We start from the raw sequence: 16,782 nt of genomic DNA, 5'->3' as shown, positions 1-16,782 counted from the left end.
TTCATTCATGTACGGCTCCCATTGAGTCGCCTGACACACAAATTATTCTATGGTGTTGAGCTAACCCACGATATTGAGTGCCAGCATTTTTCGTAGCGGGCATTAGGCCTATACTTCAGGATGAAAAGGAACTTTCGATGTTTAAAATTGAGACAAATCGGCTGATTATTAGGGATATGAATCCTAGCGATGAAAATGCTTTCGTGGCGATGTCTCAAGACGCTAAATATCAGCGTTTCTATGATGAAAGTGACTGTGACCCTGTTAAATATAAAGAGTTAACCAACTTGTTTATAGCTCAGGCGTCTGAAGAACCAAGGAAATCATATCAACTCGCTGTTGAATACAAGAGCACTGGCCAGTTCATTGGCACTGTTTGTTTGCGTCTGGAAGACAATCAGCAAGCTTCAATGGGGTGTGCGTTTTCAAGATCATACCAAGGTCATCAGTTAAGCAATGAAGCGGCTCTCGCTTTGGCTGATTTTGGTTTTTCAACATTGGGTGTACACCGCATTTATGCGGAGACAATCAGTAAGAATTTACCTGCCATTAAGCTCTGTAAGTCTTTAGGCATGCGCCAAGAAGCGCACTTTAGAGAGCATCGTTTTTTCAAAGGGCGGTGGTGGGATACCGTAGTTCTGGCTGTCCTGCGATCCGAATGGGTCAAGGCATTGCCAAGTGACTAATGTAGATTCGATGTGCTTTATAACAAGGCTTAGATCCGGAACAAGGTTATTCTGGTTTGATACTTTGGTTAGGTCGTATCGAGGTAATGCTACTTGGTTTTGGGGAATCTGCTTTCATTACTTGCCACGATGATTTAGAAAGGCCGCAGTAAGATAGCTGTTGGCTAGTTAATTGGTTGTTCGTTGTCTATAGGAGTTATAACTGTGTTTTATAGTAAGGAATACAACAAGGGGTTGTTGCTCATCCTTGTTTCGATAAGTGCTTTCATTGTCGTTACGTCTGATAATAACTCCGGAACATTCGTCGCTCACGCCATCAACGGGTTAATTGCTTTGCTCTTTTTCTCCATGACAATTGAGGTCAAAGACAGTGTACTAAGCTGGTATTTCGGCTTTGGTTTTTGGCGTAAGAATGTAGAAGTGTCAGACATTACCGAGACATCGTTCTATCAAAGCAAGTGGTATCAAGGTATTGGCATCCGTATGTTGAGCGATGGTTGGTTGTATAATGCATCGATAGGTTCAGCGCTGAAGTTAAGCTTAAGTAATGGAAAGCATGTTTACATTGGTTGTAAGGATACAGACGGTTTAAAGGCGGCCTTGAAAGCTGCTAACGAACAGTTAACTCAAAAATGATTTACGAGGCTTGGCACTTTTCGTTTAAAGTTGGACTAATGTTTAAGGCCTATGGTTTAAGTTAGCGGCAGTTTAATATCGCAACAAGTCAATCGGAGGTTCGATGGACAAAGAAATCAAAACACATTTCGACGAGTACCCCGGTGATGTTCGAGTTCGGCTTGAAGAGTTACGGTCGTTAATCTTTGAGCTTTCCTCTGATTTAGGTTTAGGTGAAGTCGAAGAGTCTCTAAAATGGGGCGAGCCAAGTTACAGCGTTAAAACGGGCAGCCCAATTCGAATCGACTGGAAATTGAAATCGCCAAGCAACTATTACTTGTTCTTTAACTGTCAAACGAAGCTAATCGACACAATCAGAGAATTGCACGACGGCACGCTGGCGTTTCAAGGTAATAGGGCTATCGTATTGAACCTTACTGAACCACTTCCCAAGGTACCAATCAAGCATTGCTTAGAGCTGGCCTTAACTTATCAACAGCGAAAGCATCTACCGCTTCTTGGTGCGTAATTGTTACGTGCTGTCACTATTTCTTAAACCAGTTTTCTGTGCTCTAGATATCACTCTTTGGGTAGTTCAGACTGTACCATCCTGATTAGTATCAAGACGCTAGAGGAAATTCCACAACAAACGCTGATTGTATTGCTTACCGTGTAAAAAGGTGTTTTAGTCACTTTGTATATCAGGTCTTGTATTTCAGTCTTAAAGGAAGTTGTATGAATTTAGATAAAGCTAAAAAACGCATCGCTAAGCAGGTCAAAAAAGGGGACAACGGATATCCAAAAATCACGTTAGCGTATTACGGAACGACAAAAGATCTCGCAACGGAAGTTGCGGTTCAATTTATGCTGGGTGAGAGCGATGGTGTTCAAGAGGAGCGTTTCTCTTGCGAAACAGAAATTAGAGATAGTGAGCTAATCCAGACAACGTTACTCAAGATCATCGAGCGAGCGAATGTTAACTCAGTGATTGAAGTTGAAGGCGTGACTGTTCGTTAGTTTTCTTAGTATCAGTCGGTGTGTTTGTAATTTTCTACTCATAATTTATCAAGGAAGAAACATTATGAAATTAGCTCAGTTAAATATAGCTCTGGCAAAATATGCGTTAGATGCGCCAGAAATCAAAGAATTTGTCGATAATTTAGAGTTGGTTAATGGAATCGCAGAAAGCAGTGAAGGGTTTGTTTGGCGTCTGAAAGATGAATCTGGTGACGCCACCAATATCAAAGCTTTCGACGATCCTAATATGATTGTGAACATGTCGGTGTGGGACTCTGTGGATTCGTTAAAGAACTTCATGTTCCGCACACATCACCGTGATTTCATGCGCCGAAAGGGGGACTGGTTTCATCGATTACCTGAAGATACTTATGTTCTTTGGTGGATTGAAAAAGGCCTTACTCCCACACTCGAAGAAGCGATAGAGCGACTTGAACACCTCAGAGAAATCGGTGATACGCCGTATGCCTTCACTTTTAAAACCAATTTTACAGCATCAGAAGCACCAAAATAGCGTTTCTTCAAACAACGTTATGTTCCATTGAAACTAAAATAGGGGCATTTGTGATGAGTGAGAGCTGTTGATATTGGGTGCTTCATCGAGAGCTTGATGGTATTCAACCCAAACCTTGTTGCTCCTAGGGAACTCTCGTTTCAAAACCTTCTTAACGTGTTTTCGAGGTGATTTCTAACACTTGGCTAGAAAGGGACACCGAGTATAGACGAATCTAGAAGCTGGTTATTGCGTGAAAATTAGAGTAAATGGTTTGGTTGTTATCGCAGGTTTTGTCTAAGCTTTACCCTGAAGGGTGGATGTTATTTCATCCAAGTCGACTGCGGTAATGTATAGCAAACAATTCAAGTTGACAGTCAACTCATGACATTTGTAGCTAAATAGTTCTGTGGTGGTTGGTTTAGGTTCAGATTTGCGTTGTTAAATTGCTTAACTGTGCGTTAGCCACTTTAACTGATCACCGAGGATCCCATTATGAAGTCAATTGTATTTGAGGCGCAAAAACCTCTTAAAGAAAGCTACGTTAAAAACCCAAGCTTGGCTATGGTCACGGACCACGCTAAAACTTCAGGTGAATATGCGTCTGAACCATTCCATTCAATGGTGGAGCCTATGGACGGGTGTGGTGTATCGGTGCCCGTAGGTGTTCATGCTGCAGTTGGAGGTAAGCATGACGCTCCCACACCCGGAGATTTATTATGTGCTGCATTAGCAGCTTGCCAAGACTCCTCTATTCGTATGGTTGCCAACTTGATGGGGATTGAACTGGTCGAATTAGAGGTCAACGTGACAGCTACTGCAGATGTTCGAGGGGCTTTGATGATGGATAGATTAGTCCCGGTAGGCTTTCAAAATATGACCTGTGAAGTAAAAATGAAGGTAAAAGAAGGGACGGATTCAAAACAGTTAGAACGCCTCCAAACCGCGGCTAAGGCATGTTGCGTTGTTCAGCAAACACTCAAATCGCCCCCTCCAGTTAAAACGACATTTATTCTCTAAAGCCGGAGAGTTTTGTGAATAAAGAAGCACGATAACCACTGTGATATGTAATAAGGCACCACTGCGTAAAACGATGCCTTACAACGGACTATTTTCTGGCTCCTACGGGTATCATGATGTGTACGTATGGAGTCCCTTTCCACATAACATATGGGCCTCCAAGGCTTGGATCCGTAGGTAATGAATCCAATAGTGTAACATCAGGGGTAATGATCATTAGATGTGGGCCTTCTACGACCCAGTCATTATCATCGGTTGGCCCCTCAGCGTACGGGTCTATATTACTAGCCCCCTCATCACCAGCGAGCATGTAAGATATCCCGATGGCTTTCGCTTGGAATGGTTCTTTGTTCATCCAGGCTTTCGCCCAATCCATCCACGGGCCATCCATGCACATAGGTGCTTTTCCCGTGAGTTGGGGTGGGGTTGGGAAGCATGTGTAGTTACTCGTTCCTTCTTGCAGGACATTTTGATCCCAGTCTAAAACAGTAACAGTGTCACGTAATGTAGGAGGCGCGGCACTAAGTGCATCTTCTAATAGAGATTGCGATTTTTCGGCAGTATATCCGCTAAAACTATAAGTGATAGTGATTGCAAAAACTGTCATAAGGCGAGTGTTCAGTTTCATAGAAATGATCCTCTAGCTATGAGCAAATGTTTAAAACATCTCATCAAGTATAGTTTAATTACGTAACAAGCCCCCGGAGCACATAACCATACCCAAATCGTGGTTAACATATTATTGAGTCTAATTGAGGTTCAATTACTTGTATCTCTTATCAATTGTGAGGAACCTCCGACCTCCATATCGATGCAAATTAGAAAAGATGAAACCAAGCAAAACATACCAAAAAATCACGTTTCACCATGTCGGAATCCCAACAAGTAACTCCCCTCCAGGGGATACTCATGTTGTCGCATTGAAGATGCATGCTACTGGATATTTTGAAACACCTTACGCAATGGAGTGGATGAACTTTGATGAGTAGTGTATAGCTTTCCTAGTTCACAGAAGCTAACTCGACGCTTTGTGATTCACTAGCGACTTTCCAATCACCACCTAGGGCTTTATAAACAGCAATCGTGGTATTAGCAGTTTGAAGCTTGGCGGCTACTTGGCGGTCTTGCATCATCTTTTGTTGTCTTTGTGCATCGAGCACCGACAAGTAATCCACTAAACCAGCTTTATACAACGATTTGGCTTTGCTCACTGCGTTATCGACCGCGTCTGTTGCTTCATCAATCCGTTTTTGGTTTTCTTGGCTACGACCATAAGCAAACAAGCTTGAATCTACTTCTGCGAATGCGCTGTCTACCAAATGTTGGTAGTTGAGTGCTGCCGAGCGAAACCTTGCTTCGTTCATCTCGACCATGGCTTCACCTCTTCCACCATCAAATACATTCCAACTGATACCCGCAGACGCTGCCCAACCAAATGAGTCGCTGCTGAAAAGGTCATCAAAGCTTCCGGCCGTAACGCCTGGTGTGCCCGTTAGGAAAAACTTTGGATAACGATTGGCAATACTTGCGCCAAGCTCTTCATTAATCGCAGCCATTTCACGTTCTGCAATTCGAATGTCTGGGCGTTGTTCCAACAATTCAGAAGGCAATCCTGTTGGGATAACATCATTCATTCGTGGCAAAGTAAATTCGCCCGCCAGACGTTGGTTTATGTTGGCTAGTGACTCACCCAACAACACAGCCATACGCTGCTTGTGAACTTGTTCGGCTATTTCTAGCTGCGGAACAATCGACTCTGTGGCTGCAAGCATTGCTTTGGCTTGTGCAAGGTCTAACTCAGAGCCATAACCACTGCGAACCACTTTGGTCACCAGTTCAAGTGTGCGTTGTTGGTCTTCAATGTTATCTATCGCAATCGCTTTGCGTTCTTGAGCGCCTCGATATTGCAGGTAATTGTGAATCACGTCTCCAGTGATCAGTGTATTCAAACCTGATTTGAATATCTCGGCTTGTTCTACTCGAATCGTTGCCGCATTAGATTGTCTGTCGATACGCCCAAACAGATCCATTTCCCAAGCAATACTTGCGCCTAAGAACCCACCATCGTGTTGGGCTTCCAGTAACGACATGCCCGTTGCTGACTCAACCGCATCAGAGGCACCAAATACCGGGCCGAGTAGGGAGTCGTTCTCACTCAGTTGGTAGTTGTAATAACCACCACCGACGTTAATGGTCGGAACTTTGAACGACTCCACAACGCTTTTGTATGAGTTCGCCATGTTGATTCGCTCGGCAGCCAGTTTAAGTGGGATGTTCTGGCTTTGAACATCGGCTACTAACTGATTGAGCGTTGGATCATTGAACTGTGTCCACCAATGGTTGTGCTGTTCGTCTTGGCTCACATCACCTTTGCTATACAAGAAGGCCTCTGCCATGGTCGTTTGCGGTTCTTCGTAATCCGGGCCAACGGCACAGCCGGTCAGTAACAACGCGAGAGCAATATGAGCCACTTTAAACTTTGTTAATGTATACATGTCTATTGCTCTTTGTTGAATGAGGTTTGAGTACCGTTATTTGTAGATTGAGGCGTTGCATCGAGCACAACTACAGCTTCTTTAATGGCTTCTGAAACTGACTTCTTCTCTTCAGTTCGATAGAAAAGCTTATACAGTGCTGGCATTACAAACAGAGACAACACGGTTGCCGCAGCCAATCCACCGATAATGGTTGCTGCCATCTGGTCAAACAGAAGATCACTGAGCAGCGGGATCATGCCAAGTGCAGTGGTGAGTGCGCCCATTGAAATCGCCATAGTACGGTTTACGGTCGCTTCTTTGATTGCATCAGACAGTGAGTGACCGTTTTTCCGTTCTAGCTCAATTTGGTCCATCAACACGATGCCGTTCTTGATGATCATACCTGTCAGCGTTACTGCGCCAATCAATGCCATGAAGCCGAATGGTTTATCCAACAGTAACAAGCTGAATGTCGCGCCCGTCGCGGCAAGCGGTAGGGTGGTGAAGATGATCACTGGCTGTTTGAAGCCGTTAAACATCGCGACTAGGATAATCACCATTAACAGCATCGCTTTAGGTAGTTGTTTAAGAATATCGCTGACGGCTTTATGCTCGTCGTAATATTCGCCGCCCCATTCTAAGTGATAACCATCTGGAAGGTGGATGGACTCAATTTGCTCTTTAACGGAGTTTCTTACTGCTGCTGGTGTAGTGTAGCGACCAACGCCAGCTTGCGCAGTGATGGTTTTTACTCGGTCACGACGCCAAATCATGGTTTCTTCACTGGTAAGCTCAAACCCATCGATCACTTGGCCTAGTGGAACGCTGTGAATACCTAATAAAGAACGAACAGGCAGCGTTTCTAGCGATTGAATCGAGCTCTCTGTACCACGTAGTTGAATAGTGACCAACTCATCGTTTAAGTTCATACGACCAAGTGGCATGCCTTCTGACGCACGTTTCATCGCGAATGCGATATCCGCACGGTTAATACCAGCAAGGCGCATCTTGTCTTGATTAATAACAGGTTCTAGTACTTTGCTCTTTTGACGCCAATCGTCACGCACGTATTTGGTGTCTGGGTGTAGAGCAAAGATAGCTTTCGCTTGCTCTGATAAGCCGTGAAGCACCTCGATGTCAGGACCCGAGAAACGCGCTTCAACACTGAACTTATCCGCAGTCGCCAGTTTTAAGCTTCTAAAGCGAGGATCGGCATTCGGAAACTCTTCCATTAACCATTTGTCACCACGCGCAATCAACGGGCTGAGTGATGGAAAATCGGTAGCGTTAATCAAGATCTGACCGTAAGCAGGGTCAAACGGTTCTGGCTCAATAGTCACTGAGAAGCGTGGAGCACCAGCGCCAACGTATGTTGAAATGCTTTTGACTTCAGGCTGCTCTAACAACCATTGTTCGATACGCTTCATGTCTTCTGAGGTTTGTTCAACCTTGGCGCCATTTGGTAGCCAATAATCTAGGAATAGGATGGGTCTGTCGGCTTGTGGAATAAAGTTAACCGCAATGCTCGGGATAGCCAATGCTGTTACCAAGATCAGCGGAATAAGCCCCGTCATTGCTTTGAGTGGGTTATCTACCGTCCAGTTTACGCTCTTACGGTATAAGCTTACTTTTGTGTTGTCAGCTTGTTTGCTTGGCTTGATGAAGAACCAACACATCAAGGCCGTGAAGGTCATTGCGACTAGCCAAGACAGTAACAGTGACGACGCGATGATAAGGAATACTGAGCTTGCGAACTCAGCCGCATCCGTTTTTGAGAAGATAACAGGGCTTGCACCCATGATAGCGATAACTGTCGCGCCAAAGAGTGGTGTTGCTGTCTCTTTGACAGAATCAATTGCGGCTTTGGTTCGGTCGATGCCTTTGTTTATTTTCACAATCATCATATCGGTGATGACAATGGCGTTATCAACCAACATGCCAAGCGCAAGAATGAAGGTACCTAGCGAAACTCGATGTAGGTCAATTGAAGCGATGTTCATGTAGATAAGCGTTAGCAAGATAGTCAGTAGTAAGCTTGATCCAACAATAGTTGCACTTTTTAGGCCCATGAATATCGACAGGACGATGAATACAATCGCGACACTTTCTAGTAAGTTACTTACGAAGTTGTCGATCGATTTCTGAACTTCTTCGGGTTGATTAGCAACCGTCGCGATATCAACGCCTAATGGCAACGTCGCTTGGAAATCGCTGACGATCTGATTGATTTCATCACCAAGCGATACCACGTTGACGCCGGTGACTGGGCTCATTGCTAATGTGACTGCAGGTACACCGTTGTAGCGGTTTTCTGTCATCATTGGCTCTTGATAGCCCATTGTGACGTCAGCGATGTCGCCTAAACGGATTAAGCTGGTTCCTAATTCACTTACGCCACCTTTGATCATCAGATTTTTGATGTCGTCTAACGAACCAAATTCACTCGACTGTTGAACGCGAATACGTTCAGAGCCTGCTGAAAATTTGCCCGCATCAAAGGTCATGTTCTGACTATTAAGCTGTGACCAAACTTGTGTGATAGATAGGCCGTATTGTGCCAATCTTTCATCTGGGATGTCGATGTGAACAACACGTGGCTGAACACCGTGTAATTCAATCTTCTTAATGCCATCGACAGTTTTGATCCGACGTTGTAACTCTTCTGCGTAACGTCTTAGTTTAGCAGGCGAAGCATCCTTACTGTGGATAGAGAAAAGCATCCCGTAGACTTCAGAAAACTCGTCTTGTACGACACTGATCTGCGCCGTCGAAGGCAGTAACAGCTTCATGTCAGACACTTTACGACGCAATAAGTCCCACTCTTGTGGCAGTGCTTTTGAATTGAGAGACTCTTTAAGGTCAACAAATACCATTGAGATGCCCGGACGAGACAACGAACGCAGTCGGTTCAGTGAACCCATCTCTTGCAGTTTAGTCTCAACGGTATCCGTAACTTGTTGCTCCACTTCTTCGGCAGAAGCACCGGGGTAGAGTGTTACGACAACCGCCGTTTTGATGGTGAAACTTGGATCTTCAAGTTTGCCAAGATCAAAGTAAGAAAACAGGCCTGCGATGACACTCAATGCAGTGAAAAACAGGATGAAGGTGCGTTGTTTTATCGCGAAATCAGCTAGATTCATCATGATTTACCTACAGGCTCTTAACTTTAATGTCGGAGAAGTGTTGGCCTTCCGTGACGTACTGCGCACCGCTCACTACGACGAAATCGCCATCGTTGAGCGCAGATTCAACACACACGGTATTTTGAGACATCGAAACCACATCCACAGTCACGCCATGAGCTTGCTCATTTTGAATGGTGAATACTTGTTCAATGCCCGATTGATTCACGATCGTTGAATACGGTAAGCAGAAATTGTTGGTTGGTTCGCCAAGCTGAGTCGTGAGTGTGACTGCCTTGCCCGGCAATATAGATTTATCGGCTGACTCTACATGGTAAGTAACCGCATAAGTCTGTTTAATAGGGTGAGGTGATGTTGCAATCTCAGCGGAATAACCGATCAGCTTTTCTTCAGAGCCGTACCAGTTAATAACAGCGGTTTGGTTCGGTTTGAATTCATGAATCAAGTTTTCCGGGACTTGGATTTTAACTTCAAGTTGTTCGGGGTTGTGGATGGTGAAAACCGAAATGCCCGGCAGGACTTGTTCGAATTGATCGAAATTCGATGACGCTACTACGCCGTCGAATGGCGCAAGCAGTTGTGTATAGCGAATCGAATCTTTTGCGCGACGTATGTTCTGTTCAACCACTTTAACCGCCGCTTCACTTCTTTCATAACCGCTGATTGCACGATCCAGATTAACATCGGCAATCGCGTTGTCAGCAATGGCTTGTTTCACGCGAGCGAGCTCGGCATTAGCCAATTTATGTGCAGACTTTGCTTCAAGAGAGCGGGCTTGTAACTCTTCCAGCGCTACTTGGTAATCGTGTGGGTCGAGTTGTGCTAATGGTTGACCCTTCTTAACAGAATCACCCACTGAGACCATCATGTTTTGAATGGTGCCAGGCACACGAAACGCAACGCCAGCCGTTTCTGATGATTGCAATTTGCCCGTAAAGGATTTTTCAATCTGATGATAAAGAGGCTCAAGTTGGATAACTTGAATCGGTCGCGTTTGTTTTTGAGGTATTGTCGCCTCAGAGTCATTACAGCCAAAGAGAGAGGATAGGCTTAGTGCGAGTACTGTATATTTAAGGAGAGGTGTGTCTTTAATACTCGGTGTATGTTTAAGAATAGGTAAATGCTTAAACATGGGTGTCTGTTGAAAGATAGACGAATGTTGAGAAATAGGCTTCATGGATTACTCCTGTCAGTTTATGGAGCAATTCTATCTTTCAGTTTTGTTTAGATAATCTAGTCTATTCGCGAAACACTGTCATGATATTCATTACAATAATTAAAGATTTGGAAGTTCTTGTAATAAAAAATCAATCAAAAGTTGAGCGGAATGGCTCAGTGCTTTGCGTTCCGGGTAGAGTAGCCACGCTTCTTCGTTTTGAAGATTCACGTCAGGGAACAGGTTGATCAAGGTTCCGTCTTTGAGTTGTTGTCGTACCAAGAGTTCAGGCAGCAATGCGATACCCCTGTGACGTGTCGCGCCACCGATTACGAAGCCGATACTGTCACTGACCACCGAAGGTTCGACCTTGATGATGTGGTCTTTGATGTCCCATTGCTTGTCGATGTCACCACTTGGCCATCGAAAGCAAACAAACGGGTAGTTGGTAATTTCTCTTAAGCTTGAAGGAGTGCCTTCTTTCTCAAGAAACTCAGGACTAGCGACAAAAACACGCTGTAAAACCATGACTTTGCGTGCCACTACGTTAGCGTTACTCAAGGTACCTCCGTGCATCGCGAGATCTAACCCTTGTCGGTACATATCAACAAAACCGTTGCTGATAGTACGAATATCAAGCTCGATCTTTGGGTACATATCTTGGAATTTAAACAGGGTCGATTGGATGATGTCGCTGGTTTCTGGCAACAGGCCAATCTTAACTTGTCCGTGTGCAACCTCTGATAGGTTGGAGGCGATATGGTTCGCTTTGTCGAGTGCACTTAACGCATTGAGCAGCTCTTTATAATAAAGCTCACCAGATTTAGTTAAGGAAAGGCTGCGAGTGGTTCTAAAGAACAATTGAATGCCGAGAGCCTTCTCAAGGTCGTTAATTCTTCGGCTAACGTTAGCTCGTGGAAGGTCAAGTGCATTGGCTGCGGCAGTAAAACTACCCAGTTCGACAACGGTGGTGAACAACTTAAGATCTTCGATTTTCATAGGGTTGGCTTCGAATTTGGGTATTGGGTGACAAAAGTTATCGTATATTAAATAGTACATAAAATCGAAAAAACAATGAGTGATTAATAACCTATTGGTGTGTATGAGACATGTGTACTCGGGTGACTTAATGAAAAACGAAATCACCTCATCGATACAATCAATAAGTACGGCGTTTATTTAAAAGTATGCATGATGTAATATCTTCGCAAATATAATGTTTGAGACTACTTATGTATAATTTATCTATGAAAATGAAGATGCTTTTGTCTGCAATCGTACCAGCGATGTTGGTTGCGATTGTGACTCTAGTAATTGTTATCAACTCCCAACTATCGGCTCTTGAATATGAAATTCAAGACTACCAAACGGTCTTAACCGATGAACGTAAGAACAATATTGAAGATGCAGCTACTATCGCTCAATCTGTAGTTGAAGATGTTGTTCGACGTTTTGGTACAGGTCAAGAAGCGCAAGAAGCGGTTAGGTTCGCGTTAAAAGAAGCGCGTTTTTCTAATGGCAGCGGATACTTCTTTGTGTTCGACGAAAATGATCACTACATTGTTCACAGTCTAAAGCCTCAACTTGAAGGTAAAGATGGCGGCGGTTTAAAAGACCCGAATGGCATCAAAATTACGGTTCGCTTACATGAACAGGCGACAAGAGGTGGTGGTTTCATTGAATACATTTACGACAAACCAGGCTCGTCTGTCCCTCAACCAAAAATTGCGTACGCTGCTCCTATTTCTGGAACGGGTTGGTTCTTAGGTACGGGGCTGTATATTGATGACATTGCTAAGGCTACAGAGGCTTACCGTCAAGAAGCCAGTGAGCGTATGGAAACGCAAATTTCAACAATTGTCATTACTGCGCTTACTTTAGTAGCCCTAACTTGTCTGATCATGTCTTATGTTGCTTCACGCATGATTGCCCCAATCAAAGATATGCTAAATACCTTTATCGACATTGCGAATGGTGAAGGTGATCTTACCCATCGAATTAATGTATCGGCTACAGATGAAATTGGACAATTGGGTAAAGCGTTTAACCAGTTTGTCGGCAAGCTCCACAATATTATTACTGATGTTTCGAAAGCTACAAGTAATGTTACAACGGCCACTGACCAAATAAGTAGCCAAACGGTTCACCTAAGTAATCAACTCCAAGAGCACAACCACGAGACAGAGCAGGTGGTGACAGCTGTTACTGAGATGAGTAGTACAGCAAACGAAGTGGCACAAAGTGCTCATCAAGTGGCTAGTGCTACGAATGAAGCTAACAATGACGCTCATAATGCACAAAATCTTGTGCAAAAATCGACGCAATCTATTGGCTCTTTAGAACAGAATGTCGTGACCACGAGTCAACACATGAATTCACTTCACGACCAGTCTAAAAAGATAGATGGTGTGTTACAGGTTATTGGCGAGATTGCAGAACAAACTAACTTACTAGCACTAAACGCAGCAATCGAAGCCGCACGAGCAGGCGAACAAGGTCGAGGCTTTGCTGTAGTAGCAGATGAAGTCCGTAACCTTGCAAGTAGAACTCAAGGTAGTACGTTAGAGATTAAGACCATGCTTGATGAACTTCATAAGTTGGTTGAGCAAGCGGTCTCTTCGATGGGGGAAAGTAGCAATACTTGTCAGGATGTTGTGACTTCATCAAATGATATTTCTGCGGGTTTAAATGATGTTAGCACCGCTGTAGCCTCAATCAATGCAATGACCGACCATATAGCAACTGCGGCAACAGAGCAAAGCTCAGTAACGGAAGAGATAAACCGTAACTTGGTGACTATACGTGACATTGTAAGTTCACTGCTTATATCGAGTGAAACATCAAGTACCGCTGTGGATGAACTTAAACAGGCTGGTGGGCAATTAAGCCAACTTGTTGGTCAATTTAAGCTTTAGATACTAAATCAACATTCCAGTATGAATTAAGAGTGGCGACCGATTGTTAAGTAATTTGGTCGCCACTTTCTATCCAAGAATCAAATATCTTAAAGTAGACTATAAAAAATAACATCCTTCACCGCGAACACGTCCCACCTATCGCCCACGTCCATCCACCATCACGATGATGGTTTTAGAAATGATGGCGAGGTCTGCAGTAATCCAAGATTTCACAGAACATAGACTCAGTGCGTAACTGTGGTCAAAACCAACTTTACGGCGTACATCATCAATACAGGTATCGTACCCTTGATTCACTTGTGCAAGTCCCGTAATACCAGGCATTACGCCGTATGTACGGTCAGCAAAGTAAGGGATTTCGTTCTCTAGTTTAGTGTAAAAAGTAGGGCGTTCAGGACGTGGACCAATAAGAGACATTTCACCTTTCAATACATTGATCAGTTGTGGCAGTTCATCAAGTCGGGTCTTTCTCAAGAAGCGGCCAATCGGTGTGATTCGTGGATCATTCGCGGTTGCCCAAACTGCACCAGAGCGAGTTTCTGCATCTTCGTACATGCTACGGAACTTCATGATTTCAAACAGTTCCATTTTCTCTGGTGTTGACTTACCAACACGAAGTTGACGATAGAAAATAGGACCACGAGATGTAAGTGCAATCGCCATCGCAATTAATGGAAATACAGGAGCCAAGAGAATCAGAGCAAGCAGAGCACTTACGAAATCGAACGTACGTTTAGCTCTTGAAATTTTGTATTGGTATAGTTTTTGGCTAGATAGCTGTTCAATATTCATCATAATATGTCCTTAATGATTCGCTCGTGCCCAAGGTGAGTTTTCTAGTCCGATTAGGTAACGAATGCCACCAATGAAGTTGGCGTAATGTCCAACTATCAAATATGAGATTAATGAAATCGGTTTGTTCACAAGACGTTTTGGTAATATGCAGCCAAGTACGGCAATGATGTAAATGGAAATTTGTGCCACAAGTAAGCCCTTAAATACCAGGTAGTGGCTAAGCAGGATTGAGCACACTAAGCACACAATCATTAAATATGGAGTGAGTAGGCGCAGCCCTTTCCCAGAGAAGAATGCAAATGCTATACCTCTGAACCTAGGGCTGAATAAGCCAAACAATCGAATTGCTTGTTGCATGTTGCCTGCTGAAATACGAAGCCTTCTTTTGAAGTCGGTTTGTAGGTTCGATTCTTCGAGTTCTAATGCCACCATTTTGGTTTCGTATTCGGCGATGTAGCCCTGTTTAACGATTTGCATAGGCAAGATGAAGTCATCGTTGATGGTGTTAAAGGGAAGCGGTTCAAACAGGTGTGTTCTAAACAAGTAGAACGCGCCATGAGAGCCTAAGCTTGACCCCAATGAAGCCTCTGATTCTTTAATTGCGGTTTGATACTGCCAATATGTATTTTCACCTTCATTACCTGTCGGGCAAAGTTGATACGTTGCGTTGACTACGCCAACCTTGTCACTTTCAAAATGAGCCGCAGCAATGAGTAATGCATCCAATGAAATAAGAGCCGAGACATCACTCAGTGCTGTAATCTCATTAGTAATATGTGTCACTTCGTCATTGATAACCGCAACTTTACCTCGGTTTACTTTATGGTCATGTATCTCAAAGTGGATATCACTGCACATCGCTTCTTGAATTGCCATTTGGGCGATTTCTACTGTGTTATCAGTACAACCGTCGCATGCAATAATTACCTGCAGTTTCTTTTTTGGAAAATCTAATGACGCAAGGTTACGAATTTTATCTGCGATCCATTGTTCTTCGTTAAATGCGGGCACAAGAATAGAAATGGTTGGCAGTATGCAATCCTGTTGTTCATCCTTGTAGCAACGATGACTCTCTTCTATTTCACGCGCAGGGTGGCTTTTAGAGTACCAACGCAGTAGCAGAGGATAAACAGCGTGATGGTAGACAATCAGAGCTCCGGAAAATAAGCAAAGTCCCGCTAGCAGCCAGTCGATCATGCGTAAGCTCCTTCTGAGATATCATTATAAGACGCAACCATTTTTACAATGTCGAAGTTTTCTAGTACGTAATTTCGAGGGGATGAAAAGCATTGGTGTTGTATTTTTAGCAGAGCGTTGGCTAGCTCGATAATATTGCCTTTTTTGACGAGCGTGCCACTGATTGGACATAAGGTTTCATCAACCGCCCCGACGTTCATCGCGACCGTTGGAATATTACACGCTTGGGCTTCTAGTGTTGAAAGTGGTAGTCCTTCGTGGCGAGAAGGTAGGCAGAAAGTATCTAGCGAACCATAAAACGTTGTCATGTCTTCAACGAGACCTAGGAAGATTACACGGTTATTAAGGTTCAAGCGGTTAGCCAGTTGCTCTAGTTGCTTGCGTTGCGAACCATCACCCGCCAGTGCAACAATGGTGTTAGTAGGAAGTAGGGTAAGTGCCTTAATCAGTTGGTCTTGACCTTTTACGTGCTCCAAGCGACCAGCACACCCGATGATGTGTTTGTCGGTTGGTAAGTTGAGTTTCGCTTTAGCCTTCTCTTTTGACATTGGCTTGAACTTTTCACAATCCACACCGTTTTTAATCGTGATGATGTTTTTATATGAAAAAGCACCGCGTAATTGGTTGTAAACACGCGTTGCATCCGCAACTAACGTTGGCTGAGCGGCCTTTAGCGCAAGGGCTTGTAGGCGACGACGCTTTTTGTTGTTTAAGTGCCATGCATCATGCTCGGTATGAATTCGAGTTGGAACACCGGTTATGCGAGCGGCATAGCCAGCGTAAAGTAGCGGTCCAATGTGGTGGGTATGAACAACATCAGGTCGAATCCCATTAAATGCTTTAATTAGCTTTATGATGATATCGAATTGTACGCCTGGAGCTTTATCTAAAAAGACGATTTGATTGTGGTACTGCTCCAATTTGGGCCAATTTCTGATCGATTCTTGTTTTGTGCCTTCTAAACTGACAATCAACACTTGATCTGTTGGTTTAGCAAGGCGTAGCAAATCTAACGTCAGGGTTTCTAAGCCCCCCGGAGCAAGGTGCTGAACAACGTGTATGATCTTTTTGCGATGCTTCGTTAACTGGTTATTCATAATTTGGTCCCTGCCTTAGTTATTATGGTTTTCCTTTCTGACGTTTCGCTTTAAGTGATTTGGTCAAAGCGCTTATCTATATAGTGAGTTTGCAGGAGTTGTGCCAAAATTATAGTTGTTATTTATCAGTGGGTTATATGACACTGTCTTAGTGGGGATTTCATTTGT

The 16,782-nt window shown here is 43.8% G+C and carries 15 protein-coding genes; 7 read left to right on the top strand and 8 right to left on the bottom strand.

Annotated elements, in window-relative coordinates; all coding sequences use genetic code 11:
• Positions 1 to 137: 137 nt before the first annotated feature.
• The 6 genes from Q5H80_RS07150 (at position 138) to Q5H80_RS07125 (ending at position 3,831) form a co-directional block, all read left to right on the top strand.
• The gene (locus tag Q5H80_RS07150) at positions 138 to 686 is read left to right on the top strand and encodes a GNAT family N-acetyltransferase (protein WP_304563907.1); all 549 of its coding nucleotides are present in this window, start codon (positions 138 to 140) and stop codon (positions 684 to 686) included.
• A gap of 183 nt (positions 687 to 869) precedes the next feature.
• Positions 870 to 1,322 carry a hypothetical protein gene (locus Q5H80_RS07145; RefSeq protein WP_304563905.1) on the top strand — a complete coding sequence of 151 codons (453 nt, stop codon included), beginning with the start codon at positions 870 to 872 and terminating at the stop codon, positions 1,320 to 1,322.
• 103 nt (positions 1,323 to 1,425) lie between these two features.
• Positions 1,426 to 1,830 carry a DUF1801 domain-containing protein gene (locus tag Q5H80_RS07140; protein WP_304563903.1) on the top strand — a complete coding sequence of 135 codons (405 nt, stop codon included), beginning with the start codon at positions 1,426 to 1,428 and terminating at the stop codon, positions 1,828 to 1,830.
• 206 nt (positions 1,831 to 2,036) lie between these two features.
• On the top strand, positions 2,037 to 2,318 hold the full coding sequence (locus tag Q5H80_RS07135) for a hypothetical protein (protein ID WP_304563901.1): 282 nt from the start codon (positions 2,037 to 2,039) through the stop codon (positions 2,316 to 2,318).
• Between the two features lie 64 nt (positions 2,319 to 2,382).
• The gene (locus tag Q5H80_RS07130) at positions 2,383 to 2,832 is read left to right on the top strand and encodes a DUF3291 domain-containing protein (protein WP_304563899.1); all 450 of its coding nucleotides are present in this window, start codon (positions 2,383 to 2,385) and stop codon (positions 2,830 to 2,832) included.
• A gap of 474 nt (positions 2,833 to 3,306) precedes the next feature.
• On the top strand, positions 3,307 to 3,831 hold the full coding sequence (locus Q5H80_RS07125; protein ID WP_304563898.1) for an OsmC family protein: 525 nt from the start codon (positions 3,307 to 3,309) through the stop codon (positions 3,829 to 3,831).
• A gap of 88 nt (positions 3,832 to 3,919) precedes the next feature.
• Here the strand turns inward: Q5H80_RS07125 and Q5H80_RS07120 are convergent, their stop codons facing one another.
• The 5 genes from Q5H80_RS07120 to Q5H80_RS07100 all read right to left on the bottom strand — a co-directional run bounded on the left by Q5H80_RS07120 (position 3,920) and on the right by Q5H80_RS07100 (position 11,606).
• On the bottom strand, positions 3,920 to 4,438 hold the full coding sequence (locus tag Q5H80_RS07120; RefSeq protein WP_369809717.1) for a hypothetical protein: 519 nt from the start codon (positions 4,436 to 4,438) through the stop codon (positions 3,920 to 3,922).
• A 394-nt stretch (positions 4,439 to 4,832) separates the two neighbouring features.
• A complete protein-coding gene (locus tag Q5H80_RS07115) occupies positions 4,833 to 6,326 on the bottom strand; it encodes an efflux transporter outer membrane subunit (protein ID WP_304563894.1) in 1,494 nt (497 codons plus the stop codon).
• 2 nt (positions 6,327 to 6,328) lie between these two features.
• Positions 6,329 to 9,448 (bottom strand): efflux RND transporter permease subunit, encoded by a 3,120-nt coding sequence (locus Q5H80_RS07110; RefSeq protein ID WP_304569391.1) that lies wholly within the window; start codon positions 9,446 to 9,448, stop codon positions 6,329 to 6,331.
• 10 nt (positions 9,449 to 9,458) lie between these two features.
• Positions 9,459 to 10,628: an efflux RND transporter periplasmic adaptor subunit gene (locus Q5H80_RS07105; protein WP_304563893.1), complete on the bottom strand. Its 1,170-nt coding sequence runs from the start codon at positions 10,626 to 10,628 to the stop codon at positions 9,459 to 9,461.
• A 99-nt stretch (positions 10,629 to 10,727) separates the two neighbouring features.
• Entirely contained in the window at positions 10,728 to 11,606 is an 879-nt protein-coding gene (locus tag Q5H80_RS07100) for a LysR family transcriptional regulator (protein WP_304563892.1), read from the bottom strand.
• Positions 11,607 to 11,839: 233 nt separating this feature from the next.
• On the opposite strand from Q5H80_RS07100, the gene Q5H80_RS07095 reads away from it, so the two are divergent.
• Positions 11,840 to 13,522 carry a methyl-accepting chemotaxis protein gene (locus Q5H80_RS07095; protein WP_304563891.1) on the top strand — a complete coding sequence of 561 codons (1,683 nt, stop codon included), beginning with the start codon at positions 11,840 to 11,842 and terminating at the stop codon, positions 13,520 to 13,522.
• Between the two features lie 138 nt (positions 13,523 to 13,660).
• Here the strand turns inward: Q5H80_RS07095 and Q5H80_RS07090 are convergent, their stop codons facing one another.
• The 3 genes from Q5H80_RS07090 to Q5H80_RS07080 are packed head-to-tail and all read right to left on the bottom strand — an operon-like array spanning position 13,661 to position 16,614.
• Positions 13,661 to 14,320 carry a sugar transferase gene (locus Q5H80_RS07090; protein ID WP_304563890.1) on the bottom strand — a complete coding sequence of 220 codons (660 nt, stop codon included), beginning with the start codon at positions 14,318 to 14,320 and terminating at the stop codon, positions 13,661 to 13,663.
• 9 nt (positions 14,321 to 14,329) lie between these two features.
• A complete protein-coding gene (locus tag Q5H80_RS07085) occupies positions 14,330 to 15,517 on the bottom strand; it encodes a glycosyltransferase family 2 protein (protein WP_304563889.1) in 1,188 nt (395 codons plus the stop codon).
• Positions 15,514 to 16,614 (bottom strand): glycosyltransferase, encoded by a 1,101-nt coding sequence (locus Q5H80_RS07080; protein ID WP_304563888.1) that lies wholly within the window; start codon positions 16,612 to 16,614, stop codon positions 15,514 to 15,516. Before Q5H80_RS07080 ends, Q5H80_RS07085 begins: the two co-directional genes overlap by 4 nt.
• Between the last annotated feature and the right edge of the window lie 168 nt (positions 16,615 to 16,782).

This window comes from Vibrio sp. SNU_ST1, assembly GCF_030563405.1.
GTDB lineage: Bacteria > Pseudomonadota > Gammaproteobacteria > Enterobacterales > Vibrionaceae > Vibrio.
This window is presented reverse-complemented; position numbering and strand designations above follow the sequence as displayed.